Source organism: Alteriqipengyuania sp. (assembly GCF_964222115.1).
Classification (GTDB): domain Bacteria; phylum Pseudomonadota; class Alphaproteobacteria; order Sphingomonadales; family Sphingomonadaceae; genus Alteriqipengyuania.
Genome location: NZ_CAXQBM010000072.1, coordinates 74,057 through 92,220 on the forward strand (window position 1 = coordinate 74,057; position 18,164 = coordinate 92,220).

General features: G+C 64.5%; 19 protein-coding genes. 12 read left to right on the forward strand and 7 right to left on the reverse strand.

Translation table 11 applies throughout. The features are described 5' to 3' along the window. Complete coding sequence (locus tag ACEQXE_RS11520) at positions 1–216, reverse strand: hypothetical protein (protein WP_370179478.1); 216 nt, start codon at positions 214–216, stop codon at positions 1–3. A 63-nt stretch (positions 217–279) separates the two neighbouring features. On the opposite strand from ACEQXE_RS11520, the gene ACEQXE_RS11525 reads away from it, so the two are divergent. Next, positions 280–2,118 carry a DUF885 family protein gene (locus tag ACEQXE_RS11525; protein ID WP_370179480.1) on the forward strand — a complete coding sequence of 613 codons (1,839 nt, stop codon included), beginning with the start codon at positions 280–282 and terminating at the stop codon, positions 2,116–2,118. A gap of 28 nt (positions 2,119–2,146) precedes the next feature. Then, on the forward strand, positions 2,147–3,787 hold the full coding sequence (locus tag ACEQXE_RS11530; RefSeq protein WP_370179482.1) for an FAD-dependent oxidoreductase: 1,641 nt from the start codon (positions 2,147–2,149) through the stop codon (positions 3,785–3,787). 6 nt (positions 3,788–3,793) lie between these two features. On the opposite strand, the gene ACEQXE_RS11535 is transcribed toward ACEQXE_RS11530, so the two are convergent. Both ACEQXE_RS11535 and ACEQXE_RS11540 read right to left on the reverse strand, forming a co-directional pair. Beyond that, a complete protein-coding gene (locus tag ACEQXE_RS11535; protein WP_370179484.1) occupies positions 3,794–4,156 on the reverse strand; it encodes a hypothetical protein in 363 nt (120 codons plus the stop codon). A 124-nt stretch (positions 4,157–4,280) separates the two neighbouring features. Then, a complete protein-coding gene (locus ACEQXE_RS11540) occupies positions 4,281–5,882 on the reverse strand; it encodes a phosphoenolpyruvate carboxykinase (RefSeq protein ID WP_370179486.1) in 1,602 nt (533 codons plus the stop codon). 240 nt (positions 5,883–6,122) lie between these two features. On the opposite strand from ACEQXE_RS11540, the gene ACEQXE_RS11545 reads away from it, so the two are divergent. The 6 genes from ACEQXE_RS11545 to ACEQXE_RS11570 all read left to right on the forward strand — a co-directional run bounded on the left by ACEQXE_RS11545 (position 6,123) and on the right by ACEQXE_RS11570 (position 11,073). Further along, positions 6,123–6,902 carry a response regulator transcription factor gene (locus tag ACEQXE_RS11545; RefSeq protein WP_370179512.1) on the forward strand — a complete coding sequence of 260 codons (780 nt, stop codon included), beginning with the start codon at positions 6,123–6,125 and terminating at the stop codon, positions 6,900–6,902. A 2-nt stretch (positions 6,903–6,904) separates the two neighbouring features. Then, positions 6,905–8,494 carry a stimulus-sensing domain-containing protein gene (locus ACEQXE_RS11550; protein ID WP_370179488.1) on the forward strand — a complete coding sequence of 530 codons (1,590 nt, stop codon included), beginning with the start codon at positions 6,905–6,907 and terminating at the stop codon, positions 8,492–8,494. 85 nt (positions 8,495–8,579) lie between these two features. After that, positions 8,580–9,479 (forward strand): RNase adapter RapZ, encoded by a 900-nt coding sequence (rapZ, locus tag ACEQXE_RS11555; protein WP_370179490.1) that lies wholly within the window; start codon positions 8,580–8,582, stop codon positions 9,477–9,479. 51 nt (positions 9,480–9,530) lie between these two features. Further along, a complete protein-coding gene (locus tag ACEQXE_RS11560) occupies positions 9,531–9,959 on the forward strand; it encodes a PTS sugar transporter subunit IIA (RefSeq protein WP_370179492.1) in 429 nt (142 codons plus the stop codon). Beyond that, a complete protein-coding gene (locus ACEQXE_RS11565) occupies positions 9,956–10,234 on the forward strand; it encodes an HPr family phosphocarrier protein (RefSeq protein ID WP_370179494.1) in 279 nt (92 codons plus the stop codon). The genes ACEQXE_RS11560 and ACEQXE_RS11565 overlap by 4 nt, the downstream gene beginning before the upstream one ends. Positions 10,235–10,257: 23 nt before the next feature. Then, positions 10,258–11,073, forward strand: coding sequence for a TrmH family RNA methyltransferase (locus ACEQXE_RS11570; RefSeq protein WP_370179496.1), 816 nt, complete (start codon positions 10,258–10,260; stop codon positions 11,071–11,073). Here ACEQXE_RS11570 and ACEQXE_RS11575 read toward each other — a convergent pair whose 3' ends face one another. The 4 genes from ACEQXE_RS11575 to recR all read right to left on the reverse strand — a co-directional run bounded on the left by ACEQXE_RS11575 (position 11,074) and on the right by recR (position 14,500). Further along, the gene (locus ACEQXE_RS11575) at positions 11,074–11,730 is read right to left on the reverse strand and encodes a hypothetical protein (RefSeq protein ID WP_370179498.1); all 657 of its coding nucleotides are present in this window, start codon (positions 11,728–11,730) and stop codon (positions 11,074–11,076) included. It abuts the gene before it with no gap. A 23-nt stretch (positions 11,731–11,753) separates the two neighbouring features. Beyond that, the gene (locus tag ACEQXE_RS11580; protein ID WP_370179514.1) at positions 11,754–13,151 is read right to left on the reverse strand and encodes a DNA recombination protein RmuC; all 1,398 of its coding nucleotides are present in this window, start codon (positions 13,149–13,151) and stop codon (positions 11,754–11,756) included. 113 nt (positions 13,152–13,264) lie between these two features. After that, positions 13,265–13,852, reverse strand: coding sequence for a peptide deformylase (gene def, locus ACEQXE_RS11585; protein WP_370179500.1), 588 nt, complete (start codon positions 13,850–13,852; stop codon positions 13,265–13,267). A gap of 39 nt (positions 13,853–13,891) precedes the next feature. Next, on the reverse strand, positions 13,892–14,500 hold the full coding sequence (gene recR / locus ACEQXE_RS11590) for a recombination mediator RecR (RefSeq protein ID WP_370179502.1): 609 nt from the start codon (positions 14,498–14,500) through the stop codon (positions 13,892–13,894). 53 nt (positions 14,501–14,553) lie between these two features. Between recR and fmt the strand changes: the two genes are divergently transcribed. The 4 genes from fmt to ACEQXE_RS11610 all read left to right on the forward strand — a co-directional run bounded on the left by fmt (position 14,554) and on the right by ACEQXE_RS11610 (position 18,111). Continuing rightward, positions 14,554–15,459: a methionyl-tRNA formyltransferase gene (fmt, locus tag ACEQXE_RS11595; protein ID WP_370179504.1), complete on the forward strand. Its 906-nt coding sequence runs from the start codon at positions 14,554–14,556 to the stop codon at positions 15,457–15,459. 115 nt (positions 15,460–15,574) lie between these two features. Further along, positions 15,575–16,048, forward strand: coding sequence for a hypothetical protein (locus tag ACEQXE_RS11600; protein WP_370179505.1), 474 nt, complete (start codon positions 15,575–15,577; stop codon positions 16,046–16,048). 38 nt (positions 16,049–16,086) lie between these two features. After that, complete coding sequence (gene truA / locus ACEQXE_RS11605) at positions 16,087–16,842, forward strand: tRNA pseudouridine(38-40) synthase TruA (protein ID WP_370179507.1); 756 nt, start codon at positions 16,087–16,089, stop codon at positions 16,840–16,842. 156 nt (positions 16,843–16,998) lie between these two features. Further along, entirely contained in the window at positions 16,999–18,111 is a 1,113-nt protein-coding gene (locus ACEQXE_RS11610) for a zinc-binding dehydrogenase (RefSeq protein ID WP_370179508.1), read from the forward strand. Positions 18,112–18,164 lie beyond the last annotated feature (53 nt).

The window sequence follows — 18,164 nt, forward strand, 5'->3', positions numbered from 1 at the left end:
TCAGCCTTCCCCGGTTCCGTCGGTCGGCAACGCATCCACGGGTGCCTGGCCTTCGGAATCGGGGATCGTCCAGATCGCGACATTCATCAGCGCAACCAGCGCAGCGACAACCATCAACCCCGCCTGCTTGCGGTACCCCCGGCGAAACAGCACGAAAGCCCCGCCGATCAGCACGAGGGCAGCAAGGACGAGCAGCGAGAGAACGATATCGAGCATATCGCTGCTTCCTACACGCTGCGCGATTGACGGGGAAGCACCCCGGCTCCATCCTCGCGCGCCATGACCGACATTTCCCTTACTCGCCGCCAGACCCTTGCCGGGCTCACCGCAACCACCGCCCTGACGCTGGGCGGCTGCGCCACCGGCGCGAGCAGCCCCCGCCTGCGAGAGATGACCATCGCGCCCGACGAATGGCTGGACGATGTCGCCTATCGCCTGTTGGAACATGAGCCCGAGCGTGCCACCGGATTGGGCGTCGATACGGGCGAATACGCCCATCTGCGCGGGAAGCTGGAAGACCAGTCGATTGCAGGCCAGCGCGATTACGCCGTCTCCCTGCGGTGGGTTGTCAACCAGATGGAAGGGCTCGACGAAAGCGCCCTGACGCCTGACCAGCAGACCGGGTTCCAGGTCGTGCGCAGCGCCTTCAGCACGGCGGTTGAAGGGCTGGAGCTGCCCTATGGCGATGTCGCAGTCGGCAGCTGGCGCAACGCGCCCTACGTCGTGATCCAGAATGTCGGCACCTATCTCGACATGCCGCGCTTCATGGATTCCTCGCACCCCGTCGCGAACGAGGCCGACGCCGAAGCGTTTGTCGCCCGGATCGATGCGATGCCCGATGCGCTGGATGGAGAGCTGGAGCGTATCCAGGCTGCCCGCGCGATGGGTGTGGTTCCTCCCGATTTCCTGCTCGACAAGGCGATCCCGCAGATGGAGCGAACCATCGCGGATGCCGAGAATGGGGAGCCTTTCGCTTCCAGCCTCGCGGGCAAGCTCTCCGAAGCAGGGCTCTCCGCCACGCTGGCAAAGGATGTCGAAGCGAAGACCAAGGGGGCTGTCACGGCTGCGCTCAAGCGCCAGCTCGCAGGATTGCAGGCGCAGCGCGCGGTGGCGAAATCCTCCGCGGGCATGTGGGCGCAGCCGGGCGGCGAGGAATGGTATCGCTGGGCGCTCAAGGCCAGCACCACGACCACGCTCTCTCCCGACGAAATCCACGAACAGGGGCTGGAGGAACTGGAAGCGCTGCATGCGCGGATGGACCCGATCCTGCGTGATATCGGCTATGACAGCGGCACGATCGGCGAACGCATGCAGGCGTTGAGCCGGGACCCGCGTTACCAGTTCTCCAAGGGTGATCCCGGGCGGGCCGAGATCATGGCCTTCATCCAGGATCGGATCGACTGGGCGGTGGCCCAAATGCCACGCGCGTTCAACCAGCTGGTCGATCCCAATGTGGAGGTTCGCCGCCTGCCCCTTTCCGAAGAGCCGGGCGCACCGGCCGCCTATGGCGGGGCGGGAAGCAAGGATGGCACGATCACCGCGCGCATGTGGATCAATCTTCGCACCACCGATCTGCACCGCAAATACGATTTGCCGGACCTGACTTTCCACGAAAGCGTGCCGGGCCACGCGTGGGAAGGGACTTTCTCCAACCGGCTCCCGCTGATCCGCAGCATCCTTGCCTTCAACGCCTTCAGCGAAGGCTGGGCGCTCTATGCCGAGCAGCTGGCGGACGAACTGGGCGCTTACGACGATTTCCAGGTCGGGCGGCTTGGCTACCTCCAGGCGATCGCCTTTCGCGCCTGCCGTCTGGTGGTCGACACCGGGCTGCACCACAAGCGCTGGACGCGCGAGCAAGGGCGGCAGTTCTTCGTCGAACGCAACGGCTCCAAGGCAGAGGAAGTGGCGAGCGAGGTCGATCGCTATTGCAGCTGGCCGGGCCAGGCCTGCGGGTACAAGGTCGGCCACAGCGAAGTCCTGCGCCAGCGCGAGCGGGCGAAACGCGAGCTGGGCAATCGCTATGACCTCAAGGACTTCAACACCGCCGTGATCCTGGGCGGCAACGCCCCGCTCGATGTGCTGGATAAGACCGTGACGCGGTATATATCCAACGCCTGATTGCAGCCCTTCATAAGGATTCGGCGCGATGGAAACCTTCGGAGACGATCTGGAAACCATGCGCCGGGTGCCGCTGGCGGAGGACCACGTCGCCGCGATCTGCGAGATCGGGCACGAGTGCAGTTATGCGCAAGGCGAAATGGTCGCCGAATTGGGCGCACCGATGGATCGCTTCGTCTATGTGATCGAGGGCGAGATCGAGGTGGTCGATCCCTATAGCGGCGAGCGCTTGCTCCCCTCCTCGCTCGGCCCGACGCAGTTCATGGGCGAGATCGCGTTCCTCAATGGCGGCAATCACACGCTGCCGATGCGCGCGGCGAAGGCAACCCGGACGATCGAGGCGCCGCGCGAGGCCATGCTGGACCTGATGGCCCGCGTGCCCGAGCTGTCCGACCATATCATCACCGTGTTTTCGGCCCGTCGCCGCCGCCAGTTCGAGGAGAACCGCAGCGGCATCAAGCTGGTCGGTGCGGATCGCGACCCCGTGATCCAGCAATGCGAGCGGTTTCTCTCGCGCAACCGCATCCCCTTCCAGAGCTACGATCTCGACAGCAGCGACGAAGAAGCCAGCCGCTTGTGCAATCTGGTAGAGCACTCGCCCGCAGTCATCCTCGGCAAGGACCAGCCGCTGGAAGCCCCCTCGCCACGTGCGCTGGCGCAAGCGCTCAACCTCGACCTGGCGATTGGTGCGGACGAGACGGTCGACCTGCTGATCGTCGGGGCCGGCCCAGCGGGCGTGGCGGCGGCGGTTTATGCCGGGGCGGAAGGGATGAGCGCGGTGGTGGTGGAGGATACCGCTATCGGCGGGCAGGCGGGCACCAGCAGCCGGATCGAGAATTATATGGGCTTCCCGACCGGGATCAGCGGATCGGACCTGATCTATCGCGGCCAGATCCAGGCGCTGAAATTCGGCACGCGCTTCGCCATGCCACGGCGGGTCGAAGCACTGCAAGAGGAGGCGGATGGCTCCTATTGCGCGACGCTGGATCATGGAGAGCGCCTGTGCGCACGCGCGGTGTTGGTCGCGACCGGCGTGCAATATCGCCGCCTGCCCATCGCGCGCCTCAAACGGCTGGAGGGTGCCGGGGTGTTCTATGCCGCGACCGAGATGGAAGCGCGCTTCTGCCGCGAGACCGAGGTGGTCGTGGTTGGCGGCGGCAATTCCGCGGGGCAGGCAGCGATGTACCTCTCGCGCAGTGCGAAGCATGTGCACGTGGTCGTGCGCGGATCGAGCCTCGCGGAATCAATGTCTGACTATCTCACCCGCAGGCTGGAGGCAGACCCGCAGGTCACACTACACTACGGCACGCAGGTCGCCGAACTGCATGGCGAGGAGCGGCTGGATGCGGTCACGCTGGAGACGCCCGACGGCCCGGAAAGGATCGAAACGCGCGCCCTGTTCATCATGATCGGCGCGGCGCCGAACACCGAATGGCTGGCAGAACATATCGAGCTGGACGACCGGGGCTTCGTCCTGACCGGTGACAAGGTGGACCGCGATTCACCTTACGAAACGTCGAAGGCGGGCATCTTCGCGGTAGGCGATGTGCGCGCAGGGTCGGTCAAGCGCGTGGCAAGCGCGGTCGGCGAAGGCTCGGTCGTAGTGAGTCGCATCTGGGCGCATGTGGACCAACTACGCCGCGCAGAGGCCATCGGCGCGGCGGCGTAAGGAAAGCTATTTCTTGCCGAAGAATTTGCCCGCCATGCCCGTGATATCGTCGATCACGTCGCCATCGCCATCGCTGTCGAGCATCTTGAGCACACCGGCGGCCTGCGGGTGTTCCTGCAACTGCCGCGCATACTCACCGAGCGAACCTTCGCCGCCGATCTGCTGAACGATCTGGCCCAGCGTCCCAGCATCGATGCCGGTCTTGCCCGCCGCAAGTTCGACCGTATCCCCTTCCTTGGGATGCGCCTGACCGAGGGCAGCGATCGCCTTTTCGGCCATGGCAGGATCGATGCCGACCTTCTTGGCAAGGTTCACGACATCGTCCGGCGCGCCACCGGTCTGCTTTAGAATCGAATCGAAGAGGCTCATCGCACGGACTCCTGACGGGTAAAGTTCCAGCGTCCTCTAAGGCCGATCCGTGACATTTTTAGGGCCCCGCTCCGGCTTTCACCGTGCGGGGCCCCTCCTCTCCAGCTCGGAAAGTCGTAGCGGGTCAGGCGTCCTGCTTCGCAGTCTGCGGCGCAGCGTCGCGCACACCCTGGTCGACATGCGCCGCGAAGGGCTGGAAATTGTCGACGAACAGCTGGACCAGCTTGCGTGCGGTCGCGTCATACTCCTCCGCATCTGCCCACGTCGAGCGCGGATCGAGGATCGCGCTGTCGACGCCCGGAACTGCGACTGGAACCTCAAAGCCGAAATTCTCGTCCTTGCGGAATTCCGCATCGTTGAGCGATCCGTCGAGCGCGGCGTTGAGCAGCGCGCGGGTCGCCTTGATCGGCATGCGGTGGCCGGTGCCGTACTTCCCGCCGGTCCAGCCAGTGTTGACCAGCCAGCACTGCGCCCCGCCCTCGGCAATCCGCTTCTTGAGCAGGTTGCCATAGACGCTGGGGTGGCGCGGCATGAACGGCGCCCCGAAACAGGTGGAGAAGGTTGCTTCCGGCTCGGTCACGCCGATCTCGGTGCCCGCAACCTTGGCAGTGTAGCCCGAGAGGAAGTGATACATCGCCTGGTCGGGCGTGAGGCGCGCGATCGGAGGCAGCACGCCGAAGGCATCGGCGGTCAGCATGATGACGGTGCTGGGCGGCGGGCCCATGTTCTCGTCCGAGGTGTTCGGGATCGAGGACAGCGGATAGGCACCACGGGTATTCTCGGCGAGCGTATTGTCGTCGAGATCGATCTCGCCATTCTCGTCCATCACCACGTTTTCGAGCACGGTGCCTTCCATGCGGGTGGTGGCATAGATTTCCGGCTCGGCTTCCGGGTTCAGGCGGATCATCTTGGCGTAGCAGCCGCCTTCGAAATTGAACACGGCGGTATCCGACCAGCCGTGCTCGTCATCGCCGATCAGCGTGCGGCTGGCATCGGCGGAAAGCGTAGTCTTGCCCGTGCCCGACAGGCCGAAAAAAACCGCGCTCTTCCCGTCCGGGCCGATATTGGCCGAACAGTGCATCGGCATCACGCCCTTGGTCGGCAGCAGGTAGTTGAGGATGCCGAACACGCTCTTCTTCATCTCGCCGGCATACTTGGTGCCGCCGATCAGGATCAGCTTTTCGGTCAGGTTGACCGCGATCACGGTTTCGCTGCGGCAGCCGTGACGTTCGGGATCGGCCTTGAAAGTGGGCAGGTCGATGATCGTGTATTCGGGCACGAAACCGTCCAGCTCCGCCTCGGTCGGGCGGACCAGCAGCGTGCGGATGAACTGGTTGTGCCAGGCAAGTTCGTTGATGACGCGCACGTTCACGCGATGCTCGGGCTGCGAACCGCCGAACAGGTCCGCCACGTAGAGCGTATCCTTGCCCTTAACCGCAGCAAGGAAATCTTCCTTCAGCGCCGCGAAGTGATCGGGCGTCATCGAGGCGTTGTTGTCCCACCACACCGCATCTTCGGTGCCGGCATCGCGGACGATGAACTTGTCCTTCGCGCTGCGTCCGGTGTGCTTGCCGGTCTCCACCACCAACGGCCCGTGCTTCGCCTTGCGGCCTTCGCCATTGCGAAGCGCGTGCTCGGTCAGTTGCGCGGAATCGAGGTTCGCGTGGATCGTGGCATCGGTCGCGATGCCCTGATCGGCAAGGCTATGAGACAGCTGTGCGGGCACTGGGGCCAATCTCCTGAAAATTAATCGGTTATGCGGTTTTGCCTCTTGGGCGGCACCGGCTTGTGCATGACACGCATTCGAATGCATGATTCGATGTGCTGTGCGCATAATCGTGTGCGCAGGTTCCGTCAAACAGCGCGGTGTATCATAAACGGTGCAACATCGCCCGCCCGTGCGTTGTGACTTGCATGGACACGCGCTACGCCAGTGGCGCGATCAGAGTATGGCGGCGTGACGAATATGGAACAGACGACCGACAGCAGCGAACAGGCTTCGCCCCCCCAGTCCCCACTGCGCCGTACCGATCGGCGCGTGGTCGCACTGGTCGACGATGATCGCAATATCCTGACCACCGTCTCCATCGCGCTACAGGCCGAAGGGTTTGAAACGCGCGTCTATTCGGATGGCGAAGCGGCGCTGCGAGCGCTCACGGAAAATCCGCCGGACCTGGCCGACATCAAGATGCCACGCATGGACGGGATGGAACTGCTCGGCAAACTGCGCGAACGCTCCGCCCTCCCCGTCATCTTCCTCACCAGCAAGGATGACGAGCGAGACGAGGAAGCCGGGTTCGAGATGGGCGCGGACGATTACATTTCCAAGCCGTTCAGCCTGCGCCTGTTGGTCGCCCGCATTCGCGCCATCCTGCGGCGTAGCGGGTTGGACGATGACACCCCGGAAGATGGCGAAGGCAGTGGCGAACAGAGCCAGTCCCGCGCCAGTTTCAGCCGCGGTCGCCTCACGATGGACCCCGCGCGCCACCAGGTGACGTGGGATGGCAGGCCGGTTTCGCTGACTGTCACCGAATTCCTGCTGCTGGAGGCGCTCGCCCTGCGCCCCGGCGTCATCAAGAGCCGCAACCAGTTGATGGATGCGGCCTATCCCGACGACGTGTTCGTCGACGATCGCACGGTCGACAGCCATATCAAGCGGATGCGGCGCAAGTTCCGGCAGGTCGATTCCACCTTTGGCGCGATCGAGACGCTCTACGGTGCGGGCTACAGCTTCAGCGATGGCTGACCATGCCTGAATTTGGTGGCGTGCGGCGCATCGCGCGCCCGCTGGAGCGTGTCGGTGTCTTGTCGCGCATTTCGCTCACCGCCCGCATTCTGGCCGTGAACATCCTGCCGCTGCTGCTGCTTGGCGGCGGGATCGTCTACCTCGATTCCTATCGCGCGCAGCTGCTCGACGAGAGGTACAAGCTCGCCCGGATCGAGGCACAGATCACGGCAGAGGCGCTCGCCGGTGCCACCCGCCAGCGGCAGGACGCGCTGCTCCTCCAGATCGCGAAGGAACAGGACATGCGGCTGCGCCTGTTCGATCCCGACGGCAAGCTGGTGGCCGACAGTTTCGAACTGGGCGAGCCGACCTTCACGCTCGACGATCCCAGCGACGATCCTTTCGACCTGCGCTTCGCCCGGTTCCTCGACCAGATCGTGGACACGGTCGTCAGCGCACAACCGGTCCCGCGCTATATCGAGCCCGAATCGAACGAAGCGAACTCCTGGCCCGAGCTGCAGCGCGCGCGCGAGCTTGGCATCTCGCAGATCGAGCTGCGGCAGGCCGCGGACCGCACGCCCGTCATCACGGCGGCCGCCCCGGTCGGATTGCAGGGCGACACGCTGCTGACCACGCGCAATGCGGTCGATATTACCGAATCGGTGCGCCGCGCTCGCTCGACGCTGGGCACGGGCGTGTTCTTCACCCTGCTCGCTTCGATCATGCTCTCGCTGTTCCTTGCGCGGACCATCGTATCCCCGCTGCAAACCCTGTCGAAAGCAGCGCAGCGCGTCCGGCTGGGGCGCGAGCGCGAGGTGCAGGTGCCGCGCCTGCCCGATCGGCGCGACGAGATCGGGATGCTTGCCCGCGCGGTTGCCGACATGACCGATGCCCTGCGCCACCGGATCGACGCGGTCGAACATTTCGCAGCCGACGTGGCGCACGAGATAAAGAACCCCCTCGCATCCTTGCGCAGCGCGACCGAATCGCTCGGCCATGTCGACGATCCCGAATTGCGAGCGCAATTGCTCGACATCGCGACCCACGACGTGCGCCGGATCGACCGGCTGGTGACAGAAATCTCGGACGCGAGCCGGATCGACGCCGAGCTCTCGCGCGCCACTTTCGAGCCGGTGGACCTCGTGTCGCTGGTCGGCAACATCATCGACCGACGCCGCAATCGCGGGCTCGACGCGGGGTTGGAGGTGGTTTTCGAGCATGCACGCCGCACCGCCTGCGCCATGGGCGTACCCGAACGGCTGGAGCGCGTGATCGACAACCTGCTCGACAATGCCGGCTCTTTTTCGCCCGATGGAGGAATCGTCCGCGTCGTGCTCGATCACGATCGCGGTGCGCTGCTGCTGATGGTGATGGACGATGGCCCGGGCATTGCACCGCATGCGCGCGACAAGGTGTTCGAGCGGTTTCATTCCGACAGGCCCGAAAAGGAAGGGTTCGGCAATCACAGCGGCCTCGGCCTCGCCATCGCGCGCACGATTGCGGAGGCGCACGGCGGCAGCCTGAGCGCGCAGGACCGGCCCGATGGTGAGCCGGGCGCATGCCTCGTCCTCGCCCTGCCCGAAATGCCCGAAGAGGAATCCGCCAATGGTTGAACGCAACGATTTGGTCGGTTCTCCGTTTTCACAGGAAAGGGGGCCGGAACACACCGCGACGTCGATAGCCTGCAAGGACGAGGACATGAGCGAACGGCAGAAGATCATGCTGGTCACGGGCATGTCCGGCGCGGGCAAGACCACCACCCTGCGCGTGCTGGAAGACCTTGGCTGGGAAGCGGTCGACAATTTCCCGATCCGCCTGCTCAAGCCATTGGTGCGCGAAGTGCTGGCGGGCGAGCATCGCACGCCGCTCGCGATCGGATTCGACACCCGGACACGCGGTTTCGAGCCGGCCGCGATCGTGTCCATCGTCAAAGGGCTTTCCGAGCGGGAAGACCTCGAGCTCACCACGCAGTTCATCGATTGCCATAATACCGAGCTGGAGCGGCGCTATAACGAAACGCGGCGGCGCCACCCGCTGGCCGACGGACGCACCGCCATGGACGGGATCCGGGCCGAGCGCGAATTGCTCGATCCCCTACGGCGCTGGGCCGACATGCTGATCGACACCAGCCTGCTTTCCGCCAACGAGTTGCGGCAGTTCGTGCGCCAGAACTTCGAAACGCAGGAAGCTGCCGAACTGGCCGTTACCGTCAGCAGTTTCGGCTTTGCCCGGGGGATGCCGCCGCTTGCCGACCTGGTCTTCGACATGCGGTTCCTCGAAAATCCACATTGGGAAGAAGATCTGCGCGAGAAGACCGGGCTGGATGAACCCGTCGCCACATTCCTGCAGCAGACCGACGGGTTCGAAGAAAATTTCGCGCGGATCCGCGACCTGTTGCTCGACCTGTTGCCGCGTTACCAGGCGCAGGGGAAAAGTTACGTCCACATCGCATTCGGGTGCACCGGCGGTCGTCACCGCTCGGTCTATACGGCAGAACGGATGGCGCGGGCCCTGCGCGAAAGTGGCTTCCTGCCCGCGATCACGCACCGCAACCTGGCCAGCCGGGCAGCCGACGCGGTGGAGATGCAAACCGCCTAGGCGCATCATGCCCTCTTGTGCTGCGCGCAAGGGCTTCTAGACAAGGGCGCCATGATTGGTCTCATTCTGGTGACCCACGGGCAGCTTGCGCGTGAGTTCGTCTCTGCGATGGAACATGTGGTCGGCCCGCAAGCCGCGATTGCCTCGGTCTGTATCGGTCCGCAGGACGATGCGCAGGCGTGCCGCGAGGAAATCAGCGACAAGATAGCCGAGGTGGACCAGGGCCAGGGCGTCATCATCCTCACCGACCTGTTCGGGGGCACGCCGTCCAACCTCGCCATCTCCCTGCTGGAGGACGGCAAGGTGGAAGTGATCGCCGGGATCAACCTGCCGATGCTGATCCGCCACGCCCGGGCCCGCTCCGAAATGAATGTCGCCGACGCGGTGCGCGCCGCACGCGATGCGGGGCGCAACTACATCACGATCGCGTCCGAGTTCCTCGCCCGCCCGAGCGAGGAAATGAAGGACGCAAGCCAGTGAGCGATACGCGCAAGGCCATCACCATCGTCAACGAACGCGGGCTGCATGCGCGCGCCAGTGCAAAACTGGTCGAAGTGGCGAGCCGCTGGCCCGATGCGACAGAAATCCGCGTTGCCAAGGGCGAACGTGAGGTCGACGGACGCTCGATCCTCGATCTTATGATGCTGGGTGCGGCTCGCGGCGACGAGATTATGCTGATTGTCGAGGGTGAGGATGCGCCCGCCGCGATGGCCGAGCTGTCGCAATTGGTCGAAACCGGTTTCGGCGAGGAATAGGCGCACCGCACGCCTGTCAGCCCATGCCGCGCCGCGAAATTACCAGTTTCTCCAATCCCACGATCAAGGCCCTGCGGTCCTTGCGCGACAAGAAACACCGCCAGCGGGATCGTCGCTTCCTGGCCGAGGGTTTGCGGTTGCTGACCGATGCACGAGAAAGCGGGCGTGTGCCCGAAGTGCTGGTGAAGGCGGCGCACAGCAAGGGCGGGCGCGATCCGCATCCGCTGCTCGATGCGCTGGAGGGCGCAGTCGAGGCCGCTGGTGGCGACATTGTCGAAACCACGCCCGACATCCTTTCGAAGATTACCGGCAAGGATAACCCGCAAGGTGTCGCGGGCGCCTTTGCCGAATGGGATACCTCGCTGGACACGGTGGATCGCAATGTAGCGCCGATCTGGCTGGTGGCCCAGGCCCTCAGGGACCCGGGCAATCTGGGCACGATGCTGCGCACCGGGGATGCCGTGGGAGCGGGCGGACTCATCCTGATCGACGATTGTGCCGATCCTTTCGGCGTCGAAGCCGTGCGCGCCAGCATGGGTGCGATCTTCACGCAGAAGCTGGTGCGTGCGCGGTGGGAGGAATTCGTGCCATGGCTACGAGGTGGATCGGGGCAGCTGGTAGCGGCGAGCCTGCGCGAAGCCGTGCCCTATCGCGGAGCGCCCTATGCGGCACCATGCTTCGTACTGGTCGGCAATGAATCGCAAGGCCTGCCGGAGGAATACGAGGCGGCCTGCGACCTGCGGGTGACGATGCCGATGCGCGGGCGTGCCGACAGCCTCAATGCAGCAGTGGCAGCCGCAGTCCTGTCTTACGAGGTGCTCGCGAGCCTTGAGGGCTGATCAGTCGCCCGCTACCAGCACGGCAGCCTTGTATTCTCCATCGACCTGTTCGGCCACCAGACGCCGCGCGATCAGGCTGCGTAGTTGATCCTCGCGCACGTAACCGCTCGGCCCACCCGGTCGGGCGACCTCACGCCATTCGGAATCGCCGCCCCAACCGCTCACCAACTGGACAGCGTGCCAGTTCAGCCGCTCCACCACCGGCGCGTCGGATGAGGGGCCAGCGCGCAAGGGTACATCGGGCCCGAGCGCGGTAAAGCCCTCGATCCCGTCGACCTCTTCGACCGGCTGCGACCAGATCCACGGTATGATGATCGAGTGGCCGCCATCGGTCGCATCGCCCAGTGCGCAGCCGAGCCGCGCCATCTCGTCGAGCTGCGCCCACATGTCTATGTCGGGGCTCGCCAGCCATTCGGCGAGCGTATCGGGGCCGTTGGAGCCCCCGAAACCGAGCAGGACCGTCTCACCCATCAGGCCCTGCAGCATGGCGACATCGCGATTGGCCACCGCGGTCACGAACGCGAGGTGATAGCTGTTTGCTGCCGGATCGGCGGTGCATTCGTTGCGCGGTGGGTATGACTTCGCAGCCAGCGGCGTCGCCACCGAAAAAAGCGCCGCCACGCCCAGTACCAGCGTTCCGATCTTCGATGTTCGCATGGCTGCGCCCCCGTGTGCCCGTGTTATTCAGCCGCGTCCCGTCCATCCTCTATAGCAGCTACATCCTTCGCCGTGTAGCGCGGCGAGCCTTCGACCAGCGGGACTTCTTCGATCTCGCGCTTGCCAATCTCGATGCCCTTGTCGGCCAACCGCCGCCCGGCGGACAGCACGTTGCGTTCGAACGAACCGACGAACTTGTTGTAATTGTTGACTGCCGTTTCGAGCCCGCCGCCCACGCGCTTCATATGCTCGGCTGCGATGGCAAGGCGGTCGTAAAGCTCAGCCCCAGCCTTGCCGATTTCCATTGCTTCCTTGGCGATGGTGTCCTGCCGCCAGACCTGCGCAACCGTGCGCGCAATCGCAACCAGATTGGTAGGAGTTGCCAGCAAAACCTTGTTGCGGAATGCGAAATCCCAGAGTTCGGGATCGGCATCGAGCGCGGCCGCAACGAAATGCTCGCCGGGGACGAACATCACCACGTAATCGGGCGCGTCGTCGAACTGGCTCTGGTATCCCTTGCTGCCGAGCGTCTGTACGTGCCCGCGCATCGACTTCGCGTGGAGTTCTAGGTGGCGTTTGCGTTCTTCTTCGTCCTCCGCCTCGAACGCGGCCTGATAGGCATTGAGCGACACCTTCGCATCGATCACCAGCTTCTTGCTGCCGGGCACGTTGACGATCGCGTCTGGCCGCAGCCGTCCTTCCTCGGTCTCCAGCGAATGCTCGAGGTGGAAATCGGTGTGTTCGGCCAATCCGCATTGTTCGAGCACGTTCTGCAAGGCCCGTTCGCCCCAGCGGCCACGTGCCTTGGGCGCATTGGTGAGCGAATTGCCCAACCGCTGCGCCTCGCGCCGGACCTCTTCCTGCCCGCGCTGCATATCGGCAATCTGCTGGTAGAGCCGCGAAAAGGCATCGCCGCGCTTTTCCTCCAGCGCCGCAACCTGATCCTCATATTTCTTGAGTCGCTCGCCCACCGGCGCGAGCAATGCACGGATCTTCTCTTCCGAAGATTTCTCCGAATGGCCGAACCGCTCACTGGCGCGCTCGAGGAATTTTTCCTGAGCAGCGCCAAGTACTTTTGCCCCGGTGTTCTCGAATTCCTTGAGGAGTTTCTCGCGGCTTTCCTCGAGGAGCTTCTTCTGCTCCTCGAACCCCGCACGCTCGGCATTGAGCGTCGCCAGCTCGTGACGCGCCTTGTCGAGACTTTCCGCCAATGCATCGGCCCGCCCTGCCCGTTCGGACATGGTGGCGAGTTCGGGTGCCATGCGCGAAAGCTTCTCGTTGGCGTCTTTCGCTTCCGCTTCGCGCGTGGCCAGCCGCTCACGCAATTCCGCCGCCGGGCGCGAACCGAAATACCAACCCGCCCCGGCGCCAATGGCCAGGCCGAGGATGAGGGCGACGAGAGCAAGCAGAGTCGGGTCCATCACCCGAGCCTACACAGAACGTATCGAGAACGCCAGTCCCGCCCCACGCTTCTCCGCAAAAAAGAAGCTGGGCCCCGGATCAGGTCCGGGGCGACGATAGACTTGGGGTATGCTTAAGCCGCGACGCGCAGCTTTTTCAGCTTCTTCAGCGCCATCTGCCGCTTCAACCGGCTCAGGTGGTCGATGAAGAGGATGCCTTCGAGGTGGTCCATCTCGTGCTGGATGCAGGTCGCCAGCATGCCTTCCATCGCCTCGGTATGCTCGTTCCCCTCGAGGTCCTGATAGCGCACGGTGCAGGTCGCGGGGCGATCCACGTCGGCGTAGATTTCCGGCACCGAGAGGCAGCCTTCCTGATAGGTCGAAAGCTCTTCCGCCGGATCGAGGATGACCGGATTCACGAAGACCCGCGGCTCTTTCTTGAGCGCGGGGTGCGTGTGCTTGTGGCCCCCCTCGTCTCCATGATCGTGGTCGCATTCGATCGGTTCGGCGTCCGGGTCTTCGGGTTGCAGGTCGATCACGAGGAGGCGCTTGGGCACACCCACCTGGATCGCGGCAAGGCCGATGCCATGCGCGGCGTACATCGTGTCGAACATGTCATCGACAAGCGCGCGCAAATCGTCGTTGAACTCGTCCTTCTCGACGGGCTGCGACACGGTTTTCAGCCGGGGGTCCGGCACTTCAAGGATTTCACGGATAGCCATTGTGCCCAGATAAGCAGGGATTGTCGCTCTATCAAGCGGCTAGCCGAGCGGTCGCCTTGCTCGCAAGGCCTGCGCCAGCGTCCCCTCGTCGAGATAATCAAGCTCGCCGCCCACCGGCAGGCCATGCGCCAGTTGCGTGATACGGACGGGGAACTGCTCCAGCCTTTCGGCGAGGTAATGCGCGGTGGTCTGACCCTCCAGCGTGGCGTTCATCGCCAGCACAATCTCGTCGACACCCGCCGACTCCGGGCCCGCCTCGACCCGCGCGAGCAGGCTGTCGATCGCAAGATCCTCTGGCCGCACACCATCCAGCGCGGAAAGCCGCCCGCCCAGCACGTGGTAGGTGCCCGAAAACAGCTTCGCCCGGTCGAGCGCCCAGAGGTCCGCCACATCCTCGACCACGCAGATCGACTTCGTATCGCGCTTCGGGTCGGAGCAGATGCCGCAAGGGTCGCGCGTGTCGACATTGCCGCAGATCCGGCACTCTTCCAGCGTGTCCTGCACCGCCAGCAGCGCATCGAGCAACGCGGGCAGCGCGCTCTCGCGTTTCTTGACGAGGTACAGCACCGCGCGCCGCGCCGAACGCGGGCCAAGCCCGGGCAGCCGGGCCAGCGCGGAACTCAGCGTCTCGATCTCTTGCGATGCCATGGGGTGACAGATAGGGCGAGCGTCCTTCCGCAGCAAAGGCCTCCGACACAATTATGCGCATCGTCTTTATGGGAACGCCCGATTTCGCGGTGCCGACACTGGAAGCGCTGGTCCATGCCGCGCACGAGGTGGTGTGCGTTTACACCCAGCCACCGCGCAAGGCGGGGCGCGGGAAGAAGCTGCAACCGAGCCCGGTGCAACAGGCAGCCGAGCGGCTGGGGATCGACGTGCGGCATCCCGTCTCGCTTAAACCGCAGGAGGAGAAGGATGCCTTCGCCGCGCTGGACGCCGATGTCGGCGTGGTCGCGGCCTATGGGCTGATCCTGCCGCAAGCCGTGCTCGATGCGCCGGAGCACGGCTGCCTCAACGTCCATGCCAGTATCCTGCCGCGCTGGCGCGGTGCGGCTCCGATCCAGCGCGCCATCCTGGCAGGCGATACCGGCACCGGCGTGACCATCATGCAGATGGAAGCGGGTCTCGATACCGGGCCGATGCTGGCGACCGTGCGCACGCCCATCGCGGATAAGACCGCAGGCGAGCTGACCGACGAGTTGGCACGAAAGGGCGCACAGCTGATGGTCGGCACCTTGCGCGACCTCGCGATCCATATCCCGGTCGAGCAGGACGATGCAGAGGCGACCCATGCGCCCAAGATCGACAAGGCCGAAGCGCGGATCGACTGGAAGCAGGATGCAGTGCAGGTCGAGCGGCAGGTGCGCGCCTTCACGCCCTGGCCGGGAGCTTTCTTCGAATATGAAGGAGAGCGCGTGAAGGTGCTCGCCGCCGAAGCGACCGGAGGCTCGGGCGAGCCGGGCACGGTGCTCGACGACCAGCTGACGGTAGCATGCGGGTCCGGCGCGCTTCGTCTCACCCGCGTCCAGCGTGCGGGCAAACCCGCGATGGATATGGCCGATTTCCAGCGTGGAAGAGGGATAGAGCATGGCGCAAGGCTCACCTGAATCACCATGCGGCCATCACGAGAATGACAATGGCCGTTAGCCTTCTGGCGCAAGATTGACTTCGCATCGCGCAGTGAGAAATCTCTTCGGCAAGCGATTACCCGGAGGGAAAAGCATGAAACGCACGATTTTTACCGGATTGGTGGCCTGCACAGCCCTGAGCGCGTGTGGCGGCCCCGCCAGCGACAATCCTGTTGGCGATGGTGAGGACATTGCTGCGACGGTCGACACCTCTGATGGGCTGATCACCTGCGACATGCCCAACTTCGACAATATGCAGGGCCTTACGCTGACCCAGCGCTTCATCCTGATGGATGGAGAGGTCAAACGCTACCTCCAGTTCACCAACGAGGCGTTTGACCTGTGCGAGCCGGGGCAGGAGAACTGTTCGCTCGGCCTCGAAGATGGGACCATCAAGATGGACCACCTGAACGAGGAAGGCGTTCGCTCGCGCTACGACGTCGATCTGGCAAGCATGGAGATCGTCGCGCGCAAGACCCAGCCGGGCGAAGCGGAAGAAGTCATGACTTTCGACGAAGGGGCGAAATGCGTGCGCGAGCCCTTGCCGGAGGGCCTGACCGTCAAGTGATGGCTTGCGTAGCGGGCTGCCTCGCCTAGCAGGGTGGCATGGCTCTCACCCGCTACGCGCTTACCCTCGAATTCGACGGCACCCCGTTCTTCGGCCTGCAACGGCAGAAGGATGGGCCCAGCGTGCAGCAGGCGGTCGAAGAAGCGGTGAACGGCGTCACCGGCGAGGTCGTGACGCTGCACAGCGCGGGGCGGACCGATACCGGCGTCCACGCGCTCGCCATGCGTAGCCATTTCGATGTCGAGAGCGACCTGACGCCTTTCCGCATGGGCGAGGCAATCAACGCGCACCTGCGCCCTGCCCCTATCGCCGTGACGCATTGCGAAGTCGTGCCGGAAGACTGGCACGCGCGGTTCAGCTGCATCGGGCGCCGCTACCTCTACCGCATCGTCAACCGCCGCGCCCCGCTGGCGCTGGAGAAGGATCGCGCCTGGCTCGTCTCGCCCGAGTGCGATGCGCAGGCGATGCACCGCGCCGCGCAGGCGCTGGTCGGCCACCACGATTTCACCACCTTCCGCTCGGCGCATTGCCAGTCGGCCAGCCCGGTCAAGACGCTCGACCGGCTGGATGTGGAGCGAGACGGCGAGGAAATCCGCGTGCACGTCGCCGCGCGCAGCTTCCTGCATCATCAGGTGCGCAGCATGGTCGGTTGCGTCGCGCTGGTCGGCATGGGCCGCTGGCCCGAAGAGCGTGTCGCGCTGGCACTCGCCGCGCGCGACCGGCAGGAACTCGGCCTCAACGCCCCAGCCCACGGGCTCTATTTCGTCGAAGCGATCTATCCCGAAGCGCCGTAAACCCACCCCGCTGCGACTAGCGAGACAAGCTCGCAAGTCTCGCTGCCCCTCCCTTGAGGGAGGGATTAGGGGTGGGTGTTCGACGGTTGTATGTGGTTCGGTGGTCGCCTAAGTCGCGAACAAATAAGTTTCTAATCGCAACGAAAGGGATGAGGAATGACCACCACCGGCAAGCAGATCTTCACGACGCTGGAATCCGACGGCACACTGACCGTCGAAATCGCGGAAACGCAGTTCCCCGACCCCACGGGCAACCAGGTGCTGGTCAAGATGGAAGCCGCTCCGATCAACCCCAGCGACCTTGCGCTGCTGACCGGCCCCTCGGACCTCGAAAACGCGCAGTATTCTCCGGGCAAGATCGTCGCCAAGATGCCCGAACCGTTCAATTCGGGCGCCAAGGGTCGCCACGGGCAGCGCCTGCCGGTGGGCAACGAGGGCGCTGGCGAAGTGATCGCGACCGGCGACAGCGACATGGCCAAGGCCCTGCTGGGCAAGCGCGTGGCCTGCGTCCCCGGAACTGCGTTCAGCCAGTACGCTATTGCCGATGCGACCATGTGCCTGCCGTTGGGCGATATCTCGGCCAAGGATGGCGCGAGTGCCTTCGTCAACCCGATGACCGCGCTGGGCTTCGTCGAAACCGCCAAGGCGGAAGGCGCGCCATCGATCCTCCACACCGCCGCCGCGTCCAACCTCGGCCAGATGCTGGTGCGCATCTGCCAGGAAGACGGCGTGCCGCTGGTCAACATCGTGCGCCGTCAGGAACAGGCGGATATCCTGAAGGGCATGGGCGCGGAGAATATCGTCAATTCATGCGACGACGACTTCATGAACCAGCTGCGCGGCGCCATCGACGCGACCGATGCGTTCTTCGGGTTCGATCCGATCGGCGGCGGGCAGATGGTCGACACCTGCTTCAAGGCGATGGAACAGGTCGCAGTGAAGAAGATGAGCGAATACAGCCGCTACGGCTCTAACCAGCAGAAGAAGATGTACATCTACGGGCGGCTGGACCTCGGCCCGACGATGCTCACCCCCGCATACGGGTTCGGCTGGACGCTGAGCGGCTGGCTGCTCACGCCGTTCCTCCAGAACGCCGAGATGGAGACCGTGCTGCGGATGCGCCAGCGCGTGCTCGACAACCTGACCACCACGTTCAAAAGCAACTACACCCGCGAGGTGACGCTGGAGGGCATGCTGGAGAAGGACGCGGTGCTGCAATATCGCCAGATGCGTACTGGCGAGAAGTATCTCGTGACCCCGTGGGGGTGAGGCTCAATAGTGCCCTGAATTCTCCTCCCCCTTGAGGGGGAGGTCGGGTGGGG

Bases quoted from the DNA above. Each gene is read 5' to 3' on its own strand.
- ACEQXE_RS11520 (WP_370179478.1), bottom strand. From the start codon at position 216: ATGCTCGATATCGTTCTCTCGCTGCTCGTCCTTGCTGCCCTCGTGCTG.
- ACEQXE_RS11525 (WP_370179480.1), top strand. From the start codon at position 280: ATGACCGACATTTCCCTTACTCGCCGCCAGACCCTTGCCGGGCTCACC.
- ACEQXE_RS11530 (WP_370179482.1), top strand. From the start codon at position 2,147: ATGGAAACCTTCGGAGACGATCTGGAAACCATGCGCCGGGTGCCGCTG.
- ACEQXE_RS11535 (WP_370179484.1), bottom strand. From the start codon at position 4,156: ATGAGCCTCTTCGATTCGATTCTAAAGCAGACCGGTGGCGCGCCGGAC.
- ACEQXE_RS11545 (WP_370179512.1), top strand. From the start codon at position 6,123: ATGGAACAGACGACCGACAGCAGCGAACAGGCTTCGCCCCCCCAGTCC.
- ACEQXE_RS11550 (WP_370179488.1), top strand. From the start codon at position 6,905: ATGCCTGAATTTGGTGGCGTGCGGCGCATCGCGCGCCCGCTGGAGCGT.
- rapZ (WP_370179490.1), top strand. From the start codon at position 8,580: ATGAGCGAACGGCAGAAGATCATGCTGGTCACGGGCATGTCCGGCGCG.
- ACEQXE_RS11560 (WP_370179492.1), top strand. From the start codon at position 9,531: ATGATTGGTCTCATTCTGGTGACCCACGGGCAGCTTGCGCGTGAGTTC.
- ACEQXE_RS11570 (WP_370179496.1), top strand. From the start codon at position 10,258: ATGCCGCGCCGCGAAATTACCAGTTTCTCCAATCCCACGATCAAGGCC.
- ACEQXE_RS11575 (WP_370179498.1), bottom strand. From the start codon at position 11,730: ATGCGAACATCGAAGATCGGAACGCTGGTACTGGGCGTGGCGGCGCTT.
- ACEQXE_RS11580 (WP_370179514.1), bottom strand. From the start codon at position 13,151: ATGGACCCGACTCTGCTTGCTCTCGTCGCCCTCATCCTCGGCCTGGCC.
- def (WP_370179500.1), bottom strand. From the start codon at position 13,852: ATGGCTATCCGTGAAATCCTTGAAGTGCCGGACCCCCGGCTGAAAACC.
- recR (WP_370179502.1), bottom strand. From the start codon at position 14,500: ATGGCATCGCAAGAGATCGAGACGCTGAGTTCCGCGCTGGCCCGGCTG.
- fmt (WP_370179504.1), top strand. From the start codon at position 14,554: ATGCGCATCGTCTTTATGGGAACGCCCGATTTCGCGGTGCCGACACTG.
- ACEQXE_RS11600 (WP_370179505.1), top strand. From the start codon at position 15,575: ATGAAACGCACGATTTTTACCGGATTGGTGGCCTGCACAGCCCTGAGC.
- truA (WP_370179507.1), top strand. From the start codon at position 16,087: ATGGCTCTCACCCGCTACGCGCTTACCCTCGAATTCGACGGCACCCCG.
- ACEQXE_RS11610 (WP_370179508.1), top strand. From the start codon at position 16,999: ATGACCACCACCGGCAAGCAGATCTTCACGACGCTGGAATCCGACGGC.